Annotated in this window: 18 protein-coding genes; 16 read left to right on the plus strand and 2 right to left on the minus strand. The window is 55.3% G+C overall.

The genetic code is table 11. The features are described from left to right. Positions 1 to 34 precede the first annotated feature (34 nt). From ACTJJI_RS03205 to ACTJJI_RS03215, 3 genes are all read left to right on the plus strand, one after another. Positions 35 to 358 carry a heavy metal-binding domain-containing protein gene (locus tag ACTJJI_RS03205; protein WP_006174327.1) on the plus strand — a complete coding sequence of 108 codons (324 nt, stop codon included), beginning with the start codon at positions 35 to 37 and terminating at the stop codon, positions 356 to 358. Further along, positions 355 to 1,185 (plus strand): N-acetylmuramoyl-L-alanine amidase, encoded by an 831-nt coding sequence (locus ACTJJI_RS03210; protein WP_014831238.1) that lies wholly within the window; start codon positions 355 to 357, stop codon positions 1,183 to 1,185. Before ACTJJI_RS03205 ends, ACTJJI_RS03210 begins: the two co-directional genes overlap by 4 nt. A 261-nt stretch (positions 1,186 to 1,446) precedes the next feature. Continuing rightward, entirely contained in the window at positions 1,447 to 2,070 is a 624-nt protein-coding gene (locus tag ACTJJI_RS03215; protein ID WP_125365175.1) for a helix-turn-helix domain-containing protein, read from the plus strand. On the opposite strand, the gene ACTJJI_RS03220 is transcribed toward ACTJJI_RS03215, so the two are convergent. Next, a complete protein-coding gene (locus ACTJJI_RS03220; protein ID WP_368278133.1) occupies positions 2,067 to 2,675 on the minus strand; it encodes a hypothetical protein in 609 nt (202 codons plus the stop codon). The two genes, ACTJJI_RS03215 and ACTJJI_RS03220, sit on opposite strands and share 4 nt — an antisense overlap. After that, positions 2,675 to 4,228 (minus strand): peptidoglycan-binding protein, encoded by a 1,554-nt coding sequence (locus tag ACTJJI_RS03225; protein WP_440653016.1) that lies wholly within the window; start codon positions 4,226 to 4,228, stop codon positions 2,675 to 2,677. Before ACTJJI_RS03225 ends, ACTJJI_RS03220 begins: the two co-directional genes overlap by 1 nt. Positions 4,229 to 4,527: 299 nt before the next feature. Between ACTJJI_RS03225 and gspC the strand changes: the two genes are divergently transcribed. From gspC to ACTJJI_RS03290, 13 genes are all read left to right on the plus strand, one after another. Continuing rightward, a complete protein-coding gene (gspC, locus tag ACTJJI_RS03230) occupies positions 4,528 to 5,259 on the plus strand; it encodes a type II secretion system protein GspC (protein WP_043951590.1) in 732 nt (243 codons plus the stop codon). Positions 5,260 to 5,271: 12 nt separating this feature from the next. Continuing rightward, the gene (gene gspD, locus ACTJJI_RS03235) at positions 5,272 to 7,200 is read left to right on the plus strand and encodes a type II secretion system secretin GspD (protein ID WP_014831243.1); all 1,929 of its coding nucleotides are present in this window, start codon (positions 5,272 to 5,274) and stop codon (positions 7,198 to 7,200) included. A gap of 13 nt (positions 7,201 to 7,213) precedes the next feature. Beyond that, positions 7,214 to 8,692: a type II secretion system ATPase GspE gene (gene gspE / locus ACTJJI_RS03240; RefSeq protein WP_014831244.1), complete on the plus strand. Its 1,479-nt coding sequence runs from the start codon at positions 7,214 to 7,216 to the stop codon at positions 8,690 to 8,692. Continuing rightward, entirely contained in the window at positions 8,692 to 9,900 is a 1,209-nt protein-coding gene (gene gspF, locus ACTJJI_RS03245) for a type II secretion system inner membrane protein GspF (protein ID WP_348579862.1), read from the plus strand. The genes gspE and gspF overlap by 1 nt, the downstream gene beginning before the upstream one ends. 2 nt (positions 9,901 to 9,902) lie before the next feature. Further along, the gene (gene gspG / locus ACTJJI_RS03250) at positions 9,903 to 10,352 is read left to right on the plus strand and encodes a type II secretion system major pseudopilin GspG (protein WP_013097349.1); all 450 of its coding nucleotides are present in this window, start codon (positions 9,903 to 9,905) and stop codon (positions 10,350 to 10,352) included. After that, positions 10,352 to 10,837, plus strand: coding sequence for a type II secretion system minor pseudopilin GspH (gene gspH, locus ACTJJI_RS03255; protein ID WP_014831246.1), 486 nt, complete (start codon positions 10,352 to 10,354; stop codon positions 10,835 to 10,837). Before gspG ends, gspH begins: the two co-directional genes overlap by 1 nt. Further along, on the plus strand, positions 10,830 to 11,204 hold the full coding sequence (gene gspI, locus ACTJJI_RS03260; protein WP_440653020.1) for a type II secretion system minor pseudopilin GspI: 375 nt from the start codon (positions 10,830 to 10,832) through the stop codon (positions 11,202 to 11,204). Before gspH ends, gspI begins: the two co-directional genes overlap by 8 nt. After that, positions 11,201 to 11,860: a type II secretion system minor pseudopilin GspJ gene (gene gspJ, locus ACTJJI_RS03265; RefSeq protein ID WP_440653022.1), complete on the plus strand. Its 660-nt coding sequence runs from the start codon at positions 11,201 to 11,203 to the stop codon at positions 11,858 to 11,860. The genes gspI and gspJ overlap by 4 nt, the downstream gene beginning before the upstream one ends. After that, entirely contained in the window at positions 11,857 to 12,873 is a 1,017-nt protein-coding gene (gene gspK / locus ACTJJI_RS03270) for a type II secretion system minor pseudopilin GspK (RefSeq protein ID WP_163281309.1), read from the plus strand. The genes gspJ and gspK overlap by 4 nt, the downstream gene beginning before the upstream one ends. 15 nt (positions 12,874 to 12,888) lie before the next feature. Then, on the plus strand, positions 12,889 to 14,019 hold the full coding sequence (gene gspL / locus ACTJJI_RS03275; RefSeq protein WP_440653024.1) for a type II secretion system protein GspL: 1,131 nt from the start codon (positions 12,889 to 12,891) through the stop codon (positions 14,017 to 14,019). Continuing rightward, positions 14,016 to 14,501 (plus strand): type II secretion system protein M, encoded by a 486-nt coding sequence (locus ACTJJI_RS03280; protein ID WP_440653026.1) that lies wholly within the window; start codon positions 14,016 to 14,018, stop codon positions 14,499 to 14,501. Before gspL ends, ACTJJI_RS03280 begins: the two co-directional genes overlap by 4 nt. After that, positions 14,498 to 15,295: a prepilin peptidase gene (locus ACTJJI_RS03285; protein WP_014831252.1), complete on the plus strand. Its 798-nt coding sequence runs from the start codon at positions 14,498 to 14,500 to the stop codon at positions 15,293 to 15,295. Before ACTJJI_RS03280 ends, ACTJJI_RS03285 begins: the two co-directional genes overlap by 4 nt. Before the next feature lie 263 nt (positions 15,296 to 15,558). Further along, positions 15,559 to 18,261 (plus strand): glycosyl hydrolase family 18 protein, encoded by a 2,703-nt coding sequence (locus tag ACTJJI_RS03290; protein WP_440653028.1) that lies wholly within the window; start codon positions 15,559 to 15,561, stop codon positions 18,259 to 18,261. The last annotated feature ends 86 nt before the right edge of the window (positions 18,262 to 18,347 follow it).

An 18,347-nucleotide genomic window follows, 5' to 3' on the forward strand; every position in this document is an offset into this window, starting at 1 on the left:
CTAAGGCATTGAACGCTAAAGAAGGAGAGAAACCATGCAGTTTTCAACAACGCCAACCCTGGAAGGGCAGCCGATTACCGAGTATTGCGGTGTGGTCACGGGGGAAGCCATCCTGGGGGCCAACATTTTTCGCGACTTCTTTGCCGGGATCCGCGATATCGTCGGCGGTCGCTCTGGGGCCTATGAAAAAGAGCTGCGTAAAGCCCGCGAAATTGCCTTTAAAGAGCTGGGCGAGCAGGCCAAAGCGCTGGGGGCCGATGCGGTCGTGGGGATTGATATCGACTACGAAACCGTCGGTAAAGATGCCAGCATGCTGATGGTGAGCGTAAGCGGTACGGCGGTGAAAACCCGTCGATGAAACGCGCGTTTTCAACACTCCTGCTGGCGCTGTTGCTGGCAGGGTGCGCCACGGAAAAAGGCATTGTCGATAAAGGCGCCTATGAGCTCGATACCCGTCATCAGGCGCAGGCGGCGTACCCGCGTATTAAGGTGCTGGTTATCCACTATACTGCCGATGATTTTGACAGCTCGCTGGCCACGCTAACGGACAAAAACGTCAGCTCCCACTATTTGATCCCTGCCAACCCGCCCGCACCGGACGGCAAGCCGCGCATCTGGCAGCTGGTACCTGAGAACGAACTGGCCTGGCATGCGGGCATCAGCTTCTGGCGCGGCACCAACCGTATTAATGATACGTCGGTCGGCATAGAGCTGGAGAACCGTGGCTGGCAAAAAACGGCCGGGGTGAAGCACTTTACGCCGTTTGAGACTGCGCAAATTGCGGCCCTGGTGCCGCTCGCAAAAGACATTATCGCCCGCTACAACATTAAGCCCGAGAATGTGGTGGCCCATTCGGATATTGCGCCCCAGCGTAAGGACGATCCCGGCCCGCTGTTCCCGTGGCGCGAGCTTGCAGAGCAGGGGATTGGTGCCTGGCCAGACGCGTCCCGCGTGGCGTTCTATATGAACGGACGGCCACGGTATCAGGCCGTGGACACCGCAGCGTTACTCGATTTGCTCGCGCGTTACGGTTACGACGTACCGGCCAATAGCACTCCCGCCCAGCAGAAGCGCATCATTATGGTGTTCCAGATGCACTTCAGGCCGCAGCTGTGGAACGGTGTCGCGGATGTGGAAACGATGGCCATTGCCGAAGCACTTTTAGAGAAATACGGGCAGGGGTAATCCTTCGGATACCCCCGAACGCCTCACTTTAACGGAATCAGTCGTAAGATTAATCTTAAGTACATTCTCAATTCATTTTAAGTAAATTGATTTAAAATCGCCCTCAATTAAGATTGCTTCATCGATTCACAGCATGAATCAAATATAAATCCCCCGTTCCGGGCTGATTTAATTAATTTAAAAAATACAGAATTCATTTTTACGGCAATGTAACACTGTGCCGGATCACTTCTTATTTAAACATCTTAATTGGGTATAATAATGTTAAGCATCTTTGGTAAAAAAACACGTCCCCATCATGAAATGGAAGCCATTATTTCTGCAACGGTTGGTTATGAAGAAAAAACGTTGAGGAAATGGCAAAAAATATCCACCTGCAACTCAGATAATATTCACATTATTGTCAGCGGTGAAGTGGAGTTCCGCCGAAGTTCTGATGATTTATGTATGTTTACGCTGCAGGGACAATGCATCTTCGGTCTCTCCGCCATATTCTACAATTCCGCACATATGCAGGGCGTGGTGCGCAGTAACACCGTAGTGCGTACCATCCATAAAGATGAATTCCAGCAGTTAATGTCCCGGCTCGGGCTGTGGCCTGAGCTTACCAAAGTGCTGGCATGGTATATCTGTTTGCTCAGCAAACGCGATGATGTTTTAGTTGCCCGTAGTGCCTATTCCGTTGTACGTGAATTCCTGATTGAAATTAATGAACTGATTATTCAGCATCAGCGCGATATTAATATTTATGATTACATTCAGGAATACACCAACCTGGCACGCAGCACCATTATTAAAATCCTCTCCGATCTGAAAAAAGGGCAATACATAGTGGTCGAAAAAGGACGACTGATTAGCCTGACCAATTTACCGGAAAAATATTAATCTCCTCCGGCGTCTCCTTTTATTATGGAAGGAGACGCATTCGGCGTTTCATCAACCGGTGGCGCAGGCATTTTTCCCTTCGCCATATCATCCTGCTGCTGTTTTAGCGCCTGCATAAACAGGGCTTTTAACGAACCCTCATCGTCAGATTTCATCGCCTGTTCGTGTGCCCCGGTGCCGGGCAAAGTATCGCGTGAGGTATCCTGGGTGACGGGGTTATCCGGTAATGCACCCTCCGGGGCCTGCTGCCAGTCATTTTCATCATTGTTGATCGGCATATTCTCCATCGGCGGTAAATCGTCCTGCACTTTCACCTGCTGCGGTTTAGGCTGCAGATGGGGGAATGGTTTTGTCACATACACATAGTGCATATCCGACAGACTGGTTTGTGCTTTTACGACGCTCACTTTTTTCACCACCGGTGCCGGATGGCGTAAATTCCAGTACACATGGGCATAAAGCCCGGCGACGATCAGCGCGCACAGCCCCAGACACCAGAGCGTCACCACGCTGAGTATTTTACTGAATGACGGCAAACGCCATGAGAACCAGACCGGTTCGCCGGTGGTATAGCTGCGCTGGGCAGCGAGGCAGATGGTAGACATTATGCGTGTTTCTCTTGCGTAGTCGGGGTAGCCTGGGTGGTCTGGATCAGCACGCTCGGCGTCGTATGGGTTTCGCGCATCAACTGCATCAGGGTGTCTTCACCCGCAATACCGTCAACATGAAGGTGCATTTTTTCCTGGAATTCGCGGGTGCGTTTCATCAGCTCCGCCGTCCAGTTCTTATCGTGCGTTTCGCTTTCGCCCAGCGCCACGCTCAGCTGCTGATCCAGCCACGCAAGATCTTTAGGGTCGCTGGCGGCGGTGATTTCGTCTTTTCCTGACGGTGTCAGGCGGTGCAGGAGGGTGTAATTGCCCGTCGCGTGCTGGTTATACCACGTGCGGCTCACCTGCCAGGTGCGGTTGTTCATCAGTAGATCGAGGGAATTTTTCCCGGCACGCGCCACGACGGCGTAATTGATGTGATCGCCGGTCTTAATCTCGCTCACCCACGGGTAACCGTCATTTGCCAGCGCGTCCAGGGGGGCATTGCCTTGTTTACACATCAGATTCACTTTTGCGGCATTCTGGCACAGCGCATCGTCGGCAGAAGCGTCATACCCCCACATGGCGTAAAGCTGGTGCATGGCATCGGGCTGATTTACCACCTCGTTGTCGATTACCGGTAATACCGGTGCGTCTGGCGTTTTAACCTGCTGTTTCCAGCTGGCCGGTACCGGCAGCGCCACCGGCAGTTTTGCCGTAATAGAGGACGTCATCATCCAGCCGCAGGCGGCGAACAGGACAGAGGCCAATAACCCGATGGAGGCCAGCGTTTTACCACGTTTTGCCGCTGGAAGGGCTTCACCGCTCGCGAGACGCAAATGACGCGGTCCAACGTTGGGCGCGCGTTCGGTCCAGGCGGCCAGCAGGGAAAGATGGGCCAGTTCGTTCAGCTTGCTGATGTGGCCTTTGGTCAGGGCGTGGATTTTTTTCACGCGAGCGGGCGTCAACGGAGAGACGTCCGCGCCGTGCTCTTCACACTGGGCGTCAACGTAGCTCAGGCACTCACGGCAGGTCAGGTTGCGCAGGGTATGGCAGGTCAGCACATATTCCTGCAGGGCAGAGGCTTTCAGCATCACTTCCTGGTCGGCCGTACCCATCAGCACAATCGACAGGCGAACATCCAGCTCCTGCGCACGGGTAAGCAGTATACCCAGCACGTCATAGCCGCTGGCTTTCATCGCCTGCGCCTGAGAGATCACCAGCACCTTGTGGGTCGGCTTTGTATCGCGCCACTGGCGAATAATGGCGTCAACCGCCTGGAGCTTGTTCTTCTCTTTCGCTACCGGGTTGAGTTTGAAGAGCAGGCTACTGGCGCTCAGCTTTGGAAAGGCATTAATACAGAGCACCGATTTGCTGTGGGCTTTGAGGGCATCGCTGAACTGCCCCAGCAGTTCGCTGTCGTGGTAAAAGAGCCCGGTGATCCCTGCCTGCTGGCTTTTCTCTTTCAGAAGATTAAATACATCCTGATGATAAGGCACCAGAAAATCGCCCGACTTGCGGGTGATATTTCTGAACGGCGGGGTACTGAATTTAAAATGGCTCTGATACATAACGACTTACCGTCTCTTCTCTTTAATAGCAATGGGCGAAAAGTACGGTAAGCCCCTGTCATGGTCAATTTAACACCAGAGTAAAAATAACCTTTCTGGCTGCATCTAACATTCCCTTTTTTTCCGGTCAATCATTTTCTTCATTAAAGTTAATAGCGAAGCCGGTGGTTTGCACTGGTCACGCTTATTACTATTTGCTCACTCAGTTATGCAGCATACCGCTGCGAATTCCTGCTTTGCTAAAAGGCCCGATAATAATGAGGAACGCATTCCTTTCCAGGCTAATGACGCCCTGCATCATGCTTCTCATGCTGATATTTTGCAGCCAGCAGGGTTATGTCGTTTTTAAAGATTATAAAAAGGTTACGAATAAGTTAGCGAATGCTGATAAGACGCCGCTAAAACCGCGTAACAGTGACAAAACGTTTGGTCTTTTTACGGCTGCGGTCCGTCAGGCCGATGTTCCGGCGGCGGTAAAAGCGCCGCTGTCTGCAGAAATTGAAGGCATCATCCGCAGCGATGAGTCGTGGTTGTCGTTCGCCGTGATTAAGACCCCCGCCGGGCAGCAGAGCTACCGGGAAGGGGAACCGCTGGTGGGGTTCGACGATGCCTATGTGGATGAAATTAATAAAGATAACGTGGTTGTTCAGTATGAAGGCACGAAGCAAACGCTCGCCCTCAAACAGCCGCCTTATTTTAAGGGCGATGCAGGCAATAGCCCGGTGACGAAATCGAAAAATGATGCCGGCGCTGACAGTCTGCATCTCGATGATTATCTGGTGTTAAAACCGTTAATCGATAATGGCCAACTGGAAGGCTTTAATATTAATCCACGGAATATGTCTCCTTTTTACCGTGACGCAGGACTGGAAAAAGGCGATGTGGTGGTGAGAGTCAATGACGTCGATATGACGAAAGAAGCGCAGGCGAAAAATATCATCGCCAACTGGTCGAAAATGAAAGAGGCGGACGTCGTCGTCAGGCGGCATGCTCACCTTGAAAATATTCGGGTTAATGTTTTAAACAATTAACAAGTGTACATCATGAAGAAATTTCCATGGGCGTGCGTGGCGCTGACCGCATTGTCGTTATATTCCGGTTCGCTGTTTGCAGCCAACTTTAGCGCCAGTTTTAAAAATACCGATATTCGCGAATTTATCGATACGGTAAGTCGCAATCTGAATAAAACGATTCTCGTCGATCCCTCCGTTCAGGGCACGGTATCGGTGAGAACCTATAACGTGCTGTCGGAAGATGAATATTATCAGTTCTTCCTGAGCGTGCTGGATCTCTACGGTCTGTCGGTGATCCCAATGGATAACGGCATGATCAAAGTGGTGCGTTCCAGCGTGGCGCGTACCGCTGGCGTGCCGGTGGCCGACAGCAAAAACCCGGGCAAAGGGGATGAGATCATCACCCGCGTGGTGCGCATGGAGAACGTGCCGGTACGCGAGCTGGCCCCGCTGCTGCGCCAGCTGAACGACGCCTCGGGGATCGGCAACGTGGTCCATTTTGAACCCTCTAACGTGCTGCTGTTAACCGGTAAAGCCTCGGTGGTGAACCGCCTGGTGGATCTGGTTGAGCGCGTGGACCGTTCCGGTATGCAGCGTCGTGAAATCGTACCGTTGCGCTATGCCTCGGCCAAAGAGCTCTCCGATATGTTGAACAACCTCAACAATGAAGAGCAGAAAGGGCAGAACGCCCCGCAGCTGGCGACCAAAGTGGTGGCCGATGATGAAACCAACAGCCTGGTGATCAGCGGGACCGAAGATGCGCGCGCGCGCACCCGTTCACTGATAGGCCAGCTCGATCGCGAGCAGAACAACGAGGGCAATACCCGCGTCTTTTACCTGAAATACGCCAACGCCTCGAAAGTGGTGCCGGTGCTGACCGGTATCGGTGAACAGCTGAAAGACAAAGCCGGTGCGGCGAAAAGCAAAACTGCGACAACCAACAGCGAACTGAATATCACCGCCGATGAGTCAACCAACTCGCTGGTGATCACCGCCCAGCCAAACGTCATGAACTCGCTGGAGAAGGTGATCGACAAGCTGGATATACGCCGCCCGCAGGTGCTGGTGGAAGCCATCATCGCGGAAGTGCAGGACGGTAACGGCATGGATCTCGGCGTGCAGTGGACCGGCAAACACGGCGGCGTACAGTTCGGCTCGACCGGTCTGCCCATTAGCCAGATCAAAAACGGCACGATCAAAGGAGCTTCCTTTACTGGCCTCGCGACCGGTTTCTTCAACGGTGACTATGGCGCACTGCTGACCGCGCTTTCCACCAGCGGCAAGAACGATATTCTCTCCACGCCAAGCGTGGTGACGCTGGATAACAAAGAGGCGTCATTCAACGTGGGCCAGGATGTGCCGGTGCTGTCGGGTTCTCAGACCACCAGCGGCGACAACGTGTTTAACTCGGTTGAGCGTAAAACCGTCGGTACCAAGCTGAAGATTGTTCCGCAGATCAACGACGGGGACATGATCCACCTGAAGATTGAACAGGAGGTCTCCAGCGTCGATGCCAGCGCCACCGAAGACGCCAGCCTCGGCCCAACCTTCAACACCCGTACCATCAACAACGAAGTGATGGTCCACAGTGGCCAGACGGTGGTGCTGGGCGGTCTGATGGAAAACGTCAGCAAACAGAACGTGTCGAAAGTGCCACTGCTCGGCGATCTGCCGCTGGTGGGACAGCTGTTCCGCTATACCTCGGAGGATACGTCGAAGCGCAACCTGATGGTCTTTATCCATACCACCGTCCTGCGTGATGACGACAACTACAGCGCGGCGACGAAGGAGAAATACGACCAGATCCGCGCCCGTCAACAGCAGCGTCTGGAGGAGAAAAAACTCGGCATCGTTGAGAACACCGATAACGCCGTCCTGCCTGCCTATCCAAAGCAGGACCATTCCATGCCGGTCGGCGTGAGCGCACCTGCCGCCACGCGCAACCCCTTCAAAGAGTAACGGGAGGTGACGCGTGGATGAACTGACAAAACAGCTGTGTACCAGCGGCTTTGCGAAGGAGAACGGCATCCTGTTCTGGAACGACACGGTCTATATCCGTGACGACGTCCCCGCGTTTGCGCTGCTGGAGATGCGCCGGGTACTGGGGCGCACCTTTGTGCCCCAGACGCTGAGCGCGGAAGCGTTTGATGAGATGCTGGCCAAAATCTGGCAGCAGAACAGCGGCGTGTCGCAGCAGCTGGTGGACGATATGGATGCGGATATCGATCTGATGGCGTTAACCGAGGAGATCCCGGACAACGAAGATCTGCTGGATAACGACGAAAACTCGCCGGTGATCCGCCTGATCAACGCCATTCTCGGCGAGGCGGTAAAAGACGGCGCATCGGATATCCATATCGAAACCTTTGAGCGCACGCTGAGCATCCGTTTTCGCGTTGACGGCGTGCTGCGCCCGGTGCTCCAGCCCGCGCGTAAACTGGCTCCGCTGCTGGTCTCGCGTATTAAGGTGATGTCAAAACTCGACATTGCCGAAAAACGTCTGCCGCAGGATGGCCGTATCTCCCTGCGCATTGGCCGCAAGGCGATTGATGTGCGTGTCTCGACCATTCCGTCGCAGTACGGCGAGCGCGTGGTGATGCGTCTGCTCGACAAGAGCAACCTGAAACCGGATATCAACAAGCTCGGACTCATTGATGAAGAGCTGGAAAAACTGAAAGGGCTGATTAACCGCCCGCACGGCATCATCCTGGTCACCGGGCCGACAGGCTCCGGTAAAAGTACCACCCTGTATGCCATTCTGTCGGCCCTGAACGGACATGAACGCAACATTCTGACCGTCGAAGATCCGATTGAGTATGAGCTGGAAGGGGTGGGGCAGACGCAGGTCAACCCGCGCGTGGACATGACCTTTGCCCGCGGCCTGCGCGCCATTTTGCGTCAGGATCCGGACGTGGTGATGATCGGAGAAATTCGTGACGGCGAAACCGCGCAAATCGCGGTGCAGGCGTCGCTCACCGGTCACCTGGTCATGTCGACGCTGCACACCAACAGTGCGGCGGGGGCCATCACCCGTCTGCGGGATATGGGGCTGGAATCCTTTTTGATCGGTTCGTCGCTACTCGGCGTCATTGCCCAGCGTCTGGTGCGTCGGCTGTGTCCGCACTGCCGTACCACCAGTCCGCTGGATGACAATGAAAAAGCGCTGTTTAGCTTTATGGATAAGCCACCAAAGGCCATCTATCGCGCCGTCGGCTGCGACCAGTGCCGCCAGAGCGGGTATCAGGGACGCGCGGGCATTCACGAGTTTCTGGTGGTCGACAGCGCCATGCGCCGCGCCATTCATGAAGATAAAGATGAGATGTCCATTGAGACCGAGCTGTTCAGGCAGGCCTACAGCCTGCGCGAAAACGGGCTGATGAAGGTTATCAGCGGTATCACCTCCCTTGAAGAGGTGATGCGCGTGACCGCCGAGCGTGGAGGCGATGAGTAATGGCTTTCTACGCGTGGACCGCGACCGATGCCGCCGGGAAAACCCGGCGCGGCACGCTGCAGGCGGAAGGACCAAAACAGGTGCGCCAGTCGCTGCGTGAGCAGAAGCTGATGCCGCTCACCATCACCGAAACCCGTGAAAATGCAGCCAGCGCTAAAGCCAGAACCGGCGCCCGACTCTCTGTGCCGGTGCTGTCGATGTTCACCCGTCAGCTGTCAACGCTGGTTAACGCGTCGCTGCCGCTGGAAAGCGCCCTCAAGGCCATTTCAAAGCAGACGGAAGACAAAAAGCTGGCGGCGATGGTGACAGAGATCCGCGAGAAAGTGGTGGAAGGCCATACGCTGTTTGATGCCTTCAGCCAGTTTCCGCGCACCTTCGACAAGCTGTACTGCACGCTGGTGATGGCCGGGGAAAAGACCGGCCACCTCGGCGATGTGCTGGAGAAACTGGCGGAGTACAACGAGCAGCGCCAGAAGATGAAAAGCAAGCTGACGCAGGCGATGGTCTACCCGATCACCCTGACGGTGGTCGCCGTGGCGGTGATCAGCATCCTGCTGGTGGCGGTGGTGCCGCAGGTGATCGAGCAGTTCGTGCACATGAAACAGCAGCTGCCGATCACCACCCGCACGCTGATTGCGGTAAGCGATTTTCTGCAGGCGTACGGGATCTACATTGCCGGGGGGCTGTTCGGCGCAATCGTCGGCTTTAAGGCGTGGGTGAAGAAAACCGCGAACCGCTTTCGCTGGCACAGCTGGCTGGTGAATGGCTCGCCGATCAAAAAGCTGGTCTGCGCCATCAACAGCGCCCGCTATATCCGCACGCTCAGCATCCTGCAGGCCAGTAGCGTCCCGCTGCTGGAGGGGATGTATATCGCGATGGACGGGATCGAAAACCTCTATGCCCGGCAGGTGCTGGAGCAGGCGGCGGATACTGTACGTCAGGGCGCTTCTCTGTATAACGCGCTGGACCAGGCGAAGCTCTTTCCGCCGACCATGCTGTACATGATTGCCTCCGGCGAAGAGAGCGGGGAATTGGGTTCATTAATGGATCGCGCCGCGGAAAACCAGGAATCGGCATTACAGCATCGCATTACGTTAACGCTGTCGGTATTTGAACCGGCACTGGTGGTGACAATGGCGACAGTGGTTTTATTTATCGTGCTGTCAATATTACAACCGCTTCTTCAGCTCAATAATATGGTGGGTTAAATATGTCTTTAAAACGAAATAGCCTGAAAGGTCAGGCTGGTTTTACCTTGCTCGAATTAATGGTGGTGATCGTTATTCTCGGTGTGCTCGCCAGTATGGTGGTACCAAATTTAATGGGGAATAAAGAAAAAGCCGATGCCCAGAAAGCAACCAGCGATATTGTGGCGCTGGAAGGTTCACTGGATATGTACAAGCTGGATAACCACCGTTACCCCACGACGGAGCAGGGTTTGCAGGCGCTGGTCACCAAACCTGATATCGCGCCAATCCCGAAAAACTACCGTGATGATGGCTATATTCGCCGACTGCCGGAAGATCCATGGGGCAATGATTATATTCTGGTCAGCCCGGGTGAACATGGCGCAGTGGATGTTTTCTCTGCGGGCCCGGATGCCGAAGCGAATACCGCGGATGATATTACCAACTGGTCTTTAGATAAAAAAGAGAAGTAATGAATAAGCAACGTGGGTTTACCTTACTGGAAATTATTCTGGCGCTGGTGATATTTGCCTCCTGCGCCATGATGGTGGTGTCGACAATCCCCTCGCGTAGCGGCGCGGATATTTTCGGTCAGCAGTTAAAAGCCCTCGTTGAATATGGTTCAGACCGTGCGGTAATGGACGGCAATATCGTTGGGCTGGTGATCACCACCTCAGAATATCAGCTGGTGACCTGGGCCGAAAAAGAGGGCGAACGACACTGGGAACCCTTAACCGCCGGGCGCATTGTCACCCACGGCCAGTTCCCGGAAGAGATGCACGTGTCGCTCTCACCGCAGCGCATTGCTGCCACAACCGACGCTACGCCGCAGATTGTCTTTTTGCCGGACGGGGAGATAAGCCGCTTCACGCTGTCCCTGCAGAGTGTCGATAAAAAGCAGCGCTTTCGCGTGGTGTCGCAGGGGGCATCACCGGTTTCGGTAGAGAACGATGACTAAACGCAAAGAACAGGGGATGACCCTGCTGGAAGTGATGGTCGCACTGGTCATCTTCTCCACCGCCGCGCTGGCGCTGATGAACTCCGTCTCGCTGAACGTGCGCTTTACCCATGGCCTGGGCGATTCGCTGCAGGCGAGCTGGGTGGCGGAAAACCAGCTGGCGGAAGCAAAGCTGAGCAACACGCCGTTCCCGGATGCCCTGCAGACGGGCACAGAAATCATGGGGGGACGAAGCTGGATCTGGCGCAAGCAGCGGGTGAAAACCGCTGAAAATCGCTTTGCCGATGAAGTGCGGGTTTACGCCGAGGATGATGAAGACAAACCGGTGTTGACCCTGCAGATACCAGAACCCGGAGAGGTGAAATGAGTAAGCACATTCAGCGTCAGCAGGGCTTTACGCTGCTGGAGATCATGATTGCGCTGACCATCTTCGCGGTTATCAGCCTGCTTGCCTGGCAAATCCTGGACGGGGCGATGCGCACCTCGAACGCCACCGACGTGGCGGCGACGCAACTCAACCAGCTTCAGCGCGCCTATAACCTGCTGGAGCGGGATTTCTTTCAGCTTCAGGCACGCGCGCCACGCAACGAGCCTGATGTCTTTGTCCAGCATGACGATGCGCTGGAGCTGACCACGCTGAACGGCGTGAGCGGTCAGATCCAGCTGGAGCGCGTGCGCTGGCGGCTTGAGGACAAAAAACTGTGGCGCGATATCTGGCCGGTTATCGACAGCCCTGCCGATGTGAAGCCGGAAGAGGTGCCGATCCTCAGCGATGTAAAAGAGATGACGTGGCGCTTCTGGAAAGCGAGCTGGCAGAACAAATGGACCGACACGGCGCATCAGCCGGACGGCGTAGCGCTTCTGCTGACCATGGAGAATGGCGAGACCTGGCGCTGGGTATTTACCACGCCGGGTGATATGCCAGTCGCCCCGGCGGCACCTACCGAACACACGCCAGCGCCACCTGGCGATACGGTCGCGCCAGCGCAGCCGGTGCCCGCTCCGTCAGGAGAGAACAAATGAGCGGAAAATCGGTTCGAAAACAGCGCGGTGTCGCGCTGCTGGTGGTGCTAATTTTGCTGGTCATGATGTCGGCGCTGGCGGCCAAAATCAGCCAGCAGTTCTGCCGCAATCTGCAGAAAACCCGCTATCAGGTGAGTCAGCAGCAGCTGCGCTGGGCCATTCAGAGCCAGCAAAAAACCATTGAAGGTCTGCTTCAGACCTACGCCAGCGGCGAGAGCAAAGGCCTGTCGCCGAAAGGGGAGTGGACAGAGCCGGTGGAGACAGAGGGGGAACACTACACCGTGGTAAGCCAGATTGAGGATGCCCAGACCTGCTTTAACGTCAATAACCTGCTGGCGGCCGATCCGACCCCCGCGGTACAGACCGCAGGGGCGTTGCCGGAAAAACCGGTCAAAGCGCGCATCGTCGAACAGCTCCTGACCGACAGCGGTATTTCCACTGGTGACGCAGAAGAGATTTACCAGCAGCTGATGGACTATCTCGACGGCGATACCACAACGGCCAAAGAGGGGATGGAATCGGATGCCTGGGCCGGCGTTGAGCCCGCACGGCTGCCTGCGAATCAGATGATGCGCACCCCGGGCGAGCTGAAGCTGCTGCCCGCGTTTCCGGTGGCGGCTTACGGCAGGGTCAGTAAAGTGCTCTGCGCCTTACCCGACACCGCCAGCAAGGTGGATGTAAACACCCTGACTGAAGAACAGGCACCGCTACTGGCAGCCCTGTTTATCGGCTCGCTGAGCGAGGACGAGGCCGCCCGCCTGATCGCCTCCCGCCCGGAAGAGGGCTGGGAGTCGATGGAGGCGTTCCAGAAAGCGCTTGAGACAAATTATCCGCAGACCAAAGACGCGCTGAAGCAGGTACAGGCGTTTCTTGCGGTCAACAGTCACTATTTCCGGGTCAACAGTACCGGCAATACCGATGATTTAACGCTGCGCGTCGTCAGCCAGCTTCATGTTGATGATGAAGCCGGGAAGGTGATTACCTGGCAACGTCGCTACCGAATGGTTGAATAACACAAGACGAACTCTATGAAACAGGTGCTTTTTATTCGTCCCGACACGCATGAGGACGGGAACATAATGTGGTGTGAGTCCGGTAGCGACCAGGTTGAGCAACGGCAGGGTGGGACGTCACTGGCGGCGCTTGCCGGTCACGCGTTAGCCGCCCGCGTCTGCCTGCTCCTGCCGGCCAGCGAAATGATCTTCCGTCACTTCACGTTGCCCAAAAAAGGCGGCGTTGAATTCTCTTGGCTGGCAGAGGAGACGCTGATTGGCGACGTGGACACGCTGCACTGGACGGTGCTCAACAGGAAAGGGCGGGAAGTGGACGCGGTGGCCATTGAGGCGGCGCGTCTGCAGTACTGGCTGGACCGCTGTGCCGATGCCGGGCTGACGGTGGTGCAGGTGCTGCCCGATGCCATTCTTCTGCCGGTGACTGAGGGCGGCAGCACGCTGGTCTCCACCGACAGCGGCTACTGGATGCGCTATTCGCCGTCTGGTGCCTGTGAAACCGACGCCGCGCTGTTGCCGCTGCTGTTGAGCCAGCAGTGCGCCAGTAACCTCGTCTGCTACGGCGAGGCGCCCGCAGGCGTGCAGGTGGATGAGCAACGGGTCTGGCAGCATCCGCTGGTGCTGATCCAGCCCCAGTGGAAAAGCTGCAAAGCGAACCTGCTGCACGGCGTTTTTGCTGCCTGTGGCGCCCACTCCGAGTTCCGTTATGCAAAACCGGCCATTGCCGCCATGGCGATGCTGAGCCTCGGGCTGCTGATTGGCCCTCGCATCGGCATGGCCTGGATGCTCTCTAACCAGGAAAACCTGGCCCAGCAGCAGATGGTGGAGCTGGCCCGGCACTATTTCCCCACGTTGCGCCAGACCACCAACCTGAAGTACCACTTCGGGCAGAACATCAGGAAAGAGAAGAAAGGGATCTTTCTTCAACTGGACGCGCTGGAGCAGATCAGGCAATCGCTCCCGGCGGTCGAACTGAGTGAAGTGGGATACGACGACACCCGGAATCAGCTTACGCTGAACATCCGTTCGATGGATCCCACGGCGTTGCAGGCGTTCGTTAATAAGGCGAGTGATACCTTCGACTTTACGCTGCAGCCGGTCTCCAGTGAAGCGCCTTATACCGCTATCATCACAGGGAAATATAAATGAAAGAAAAAATAGGGCAATTAAAAGCACGCTATCTGGGTTACAGCCCGCGCGAACGAACGCTGATTAAAATCTGTGGTTCGGCGCTCTGTTGCGCCATTATCTGGTACGGTGTAATGACCCCGCTGGATAATATTATTAAAAATGAGAAAAGCACGCTGCAAAAACAGAAACAGACCCTGAACTGGATGCGGGCGGAAATTAATAAAAATCACCTTCAGGCCAAAGTATTAAAAAACAGTAACCCGAGAAGCGTGGTGGAAGAGAGTGCCAAAGAGATCCACGTTGCGCTGAGTAATATTCAGCAGGACGGGCAAACTCTGACGTTTAATATTGATCGGGTCAACGTCTATGAGCTTAAAAACTGGCTTCGGGAGGTCAATTTAACCACCGGGGTTCGTCTGGAGAAAATGGATCTCACGCCGGTTGATCACCTTAGCGATGTAAAGGCCCAGATTAAACTCTCCTGGGCGAAAGTGGCATGAACTCGCTGACGCTGCTTCAGGGCAGCCAGATGCCCGCCCTTTGCCTGCTGAGCGGTGCGCTTGGCGGCATTATCGGCAGCTTTCTGGGCGTGGTGGTCGAACGCATTCCCCCGCTCATTAAAGAGGAGGCGGGAGCCGGAAATCTGCTGTTTCCGGCCTCTCACTGTCCGGCGTGCTCCCACACGCTCTCCTGGTGGGAAAATATCCCTGTTCTGAGCTGGTGTTGCCTGCGTGGACGCTGCCGCTGCTGTCAAAGCGCGATCCCGCTGCGTCTGCTGTTACTTGAGCTTTCCAGTGCCCTGTTTTTTGCCCTGACGGCGGCGTATGCCCCGTCTGCGGCCGCATTGATGTCGCTGTGGATCCTCTGGTGCGGGCTGCTGCCGCTGGCGGCGATAGACGCAAAACACCTGCTGCTGCCGGACTGTCTGACGCAACCGCTGCTGTGGGCGGGCCTGCTGAATCATGCGTTTTTTCATTCCTTACCCCTGTCGGACGCCCTGTATGGCGCGGCGGCGGGCTACCTGTCGCTGTGGCTTCTCTACTGGGCGTTTCGCCTGACGACGGGTCGCGAGGGACTGGGCTACGGTGACTTTAAGCTGCTGGCTGCGCTGGGCGCGTGGTGCGGCTGGCAGGCTTTGCCATCATTGTTACTGGCGGCTGCGTTAAGCGGTATCGCGTTGTATTTTGTTTTTTATAAAGCGGTTAAAGAAAATAGCGTTATTCCTTTTGGCCCGCTGTTGTCACTGGCAGGTTTGGTTATTTTTATCCTTCAGACCTTTCAATTCATATTTTGATTTTTGCGGTCAAGTTTTTTTTGAAATTTTTTCGCTGAGGGAATGAAAGGACATAAATACATTCCCGGAGTATTGTAATAAACATAAGCTGTAAAAATTACTGCTCATGTCTATTTATGGAGGGTGTTTTAGCAAAATACATGTTTAGTAAAATTAAATATGGTTCGTGGTTTTAGTTAAATAACGTATTCAGTACTCGCCCATGTTATATGGAATACATGGTTCTTTTCATTTGTCACAAATAAGATTATCAGGAATTAATAATGAAATTTATGAAGCCAACTTATCTGGCACTCTTTGTCGCAGCCGTTTCCGGCTCCGCGTTCGCCGCAGCGCCAGGTACGCCTTCAATCAGCAGCGGTAACGATAAATTTGCCATCGTTGAAGTGGACCAGGCCGTAGTGGACTACGGTAATCTTGTTAAGGTTCACAACGACGGTGTCGACGTAAAAGTCGAGTGGAACGTCTGGAGCGGCGACGCGCCGACTTCCGGTAAAGTGCTGCTGGACGGCAAGACCGTCTGGTCCGGTGCTGCCGGTGCATCCGGTTCTGCCACCTTTAAAGTGAAAAAAGGCGGTCGCTACCAGGAGCAGGTTGAACTCTGTAACAACAGCGGCTGCACCAAAAGCGCAAGCAAGCTGATCATCGTGGCGGATACTGACGGTAGCCACCTGCTGCCGCTGAATGCGCCTCTGCAGGAAAACAACAAAACCTTTGCAAAACATACCGATAAAGTGGTTGCCGCCTACTTCCCTGAGTGGGGCGTTTACGGCCGTAACTTCCCGGTAGACAAAATCCCAGCCGCTAACCTGAACCATATCCTGTACGGCTTCATTCCAATCTGTGGCGGCGACGGCATCAACGACGGTCTGAAAACCGTGGAAAACGGCAACAGCTTCGCCAACCTGCAAAAGGCCTGTGCTGGCCGCCCTGACTACACCGTGGCGATCCACGACCCATGGGCTGCGCTGCAAAAACCACAGTCCGGCGTCTCTAACTGGGACGACCCGTACAAAGGTAACTTCGGCCAGCTGATGGCGCTGAAAAAAGCCCATCCTGACCTGAAGATCCTGCCATCCATTGGCGGCTGGACCATGTCCGATCCGTTCCATCACATGAACGATACCGCAATCCGCGCTCGTTTCGTCGCTTCTGTTAAAGACTTCCTGAAAACCTGGAAATTCTTCGACGGCGTGGATATCGACTGGGAATTCCCGGGCGGCGGCGGCGTGAATGAATCGCTGGGCAACCCGCAGGTGGATAAAGCAACCTACACCGCGCTGATGCACGATCTGCGTACCATGCTGAACGAGCTGTCTGCTGAAACTGGACGCACCTATGAACTGACCAGCGCCATCGGTGCAGGTAAAGATAAGATTGAAGACGTGGATTACACCACGGCGCAGCAGTATCTCGATCACATCTTCCTGATGAGCTACGACTTCTACGGCGCGTGGAGCATGACCGATCTGGGTCACCAGGCGGCGCTGCGTGCGCCAGCATGGCGTCCGGACACCAACTACACCACGGAAAATGGCGTTAACGCGCTGCTGGAGCAGGGCGTACAGCCAGGCAAAATCGTGGTGGGTACCGGCATGTACGGTCGTGGCTGGACTGGCGTTCACGGCTATACCGGCGACAACCCGTTCACCGGTACGGCGACCGACGGCGTGAAAGGTACCTGGGAACCCGGCGTTGTTGACTATCGTCAGATTGTGAACGAGTACAAAGGCAAACCGGGCTGGGAATATGGCTATGATGCAGACGCTGAAGCGCCATATGTCTTCAACAAATCTACCGGCGAGCTGATCTCCTATGAAGATGCCCGTTCTGCAACCGCAAAAGGTAAATACGTTCTGGCAAAAAACCTGGGCGGCCTGTTCGCATGGTCTATCGACTCCGATAACGGCGATATCCTCAATGCGATGAACGAAAGCCTGCTGGGAGGCTCCACGCCAGAGCCGGTGGTGACCAACCATGCGCCGGTTGCTTCCGCAGCGGATCAAACCGTGACCGGCCCGGCGACCGTGACCCTGGATGGCTCTGCCTCCACCGACCCTGATGGCGATGCGCTGACCTACAAATGGACCCAAATCTCTGGCCCAACCGTCACGCTGACCAACAGCACCAAAGCGAAAGCGACCTTCTCCGTCGGCGCTGTCACCAGCAACCAGACCCTGGCATTCCGTCTGACCGTGACCGATGCGAAAGGCCTGAGCAGCACCGCTGACGTGCAGGTTGTGAACAAAGCACCGAAAGCGAACCAGGCCCCGGTGGTTAACCCGATGCAGAACGTCACTCTGGAAGCCGGTCAGACCTACGCCCTGAACGTGCAGGCGGCAGATCCAGACGGTGATGCACTGACCTACGCCTGGAGCGTGCCATCGGATATGCACGCGACCGGTACTGATACCGCCAGCGTACAGATCACCGCGCCGGACGTGACAACGGACTCTACCTATACCGTGAGCGTTGTCGTGAGCGACGGCAAAACCAGCGTACAGTCTAACGTACAGGTTACCGTAACGCCGAAAGCCACCCCGGTTGTGCCTGATGAAGACAATACCCCGTCTGACGAAGGTAACACGCCATCTGATGAAGGTAATACTCCGTCTGATGAAGGCACTGCAACCGGCAGCTGTGATAACCCGGTAGACGCCAACGCCAGCAAATACGCGGCATGGGAATCCAGCAAAATCTACAACAACGGCGATATGTTCAGCTCCGATAATCTGGTATGGAAAGCGAAGTACTGGACTCAGGGCAACAAACCTGGCTTCAACGCCGACGCATGGGAACTGGTCAGCCAGGTGAAAATGAACTGGCGTGCCGATATGGTTTACCTCGGTGGTGACAAGACAACCTATCAAGGTTTCGAGTACCGCGCGAAATGGTGGACAAAAGGTGACAAACCAGGCAACAGCGATGTATGGGTGAAAGAAGGCGCATCCTCAGAGTGCAAATAATCTTCTGAACCTGAAATTGTGGGTGTGATATCCATCCACAATCATTGACCACACCCCGCTTCGGGTGTGGTCAGTAAATTCGAATA

The organism is Enterobacter sp. 22466 (assembly GCF_052044775.1).
Lineage (GTDB): Bacteria > Pseudomonadota > Gammaproteobacteria > Enterobacterales > Enterobacteriaceae > Enterobacter > Enterobacter dissolvens.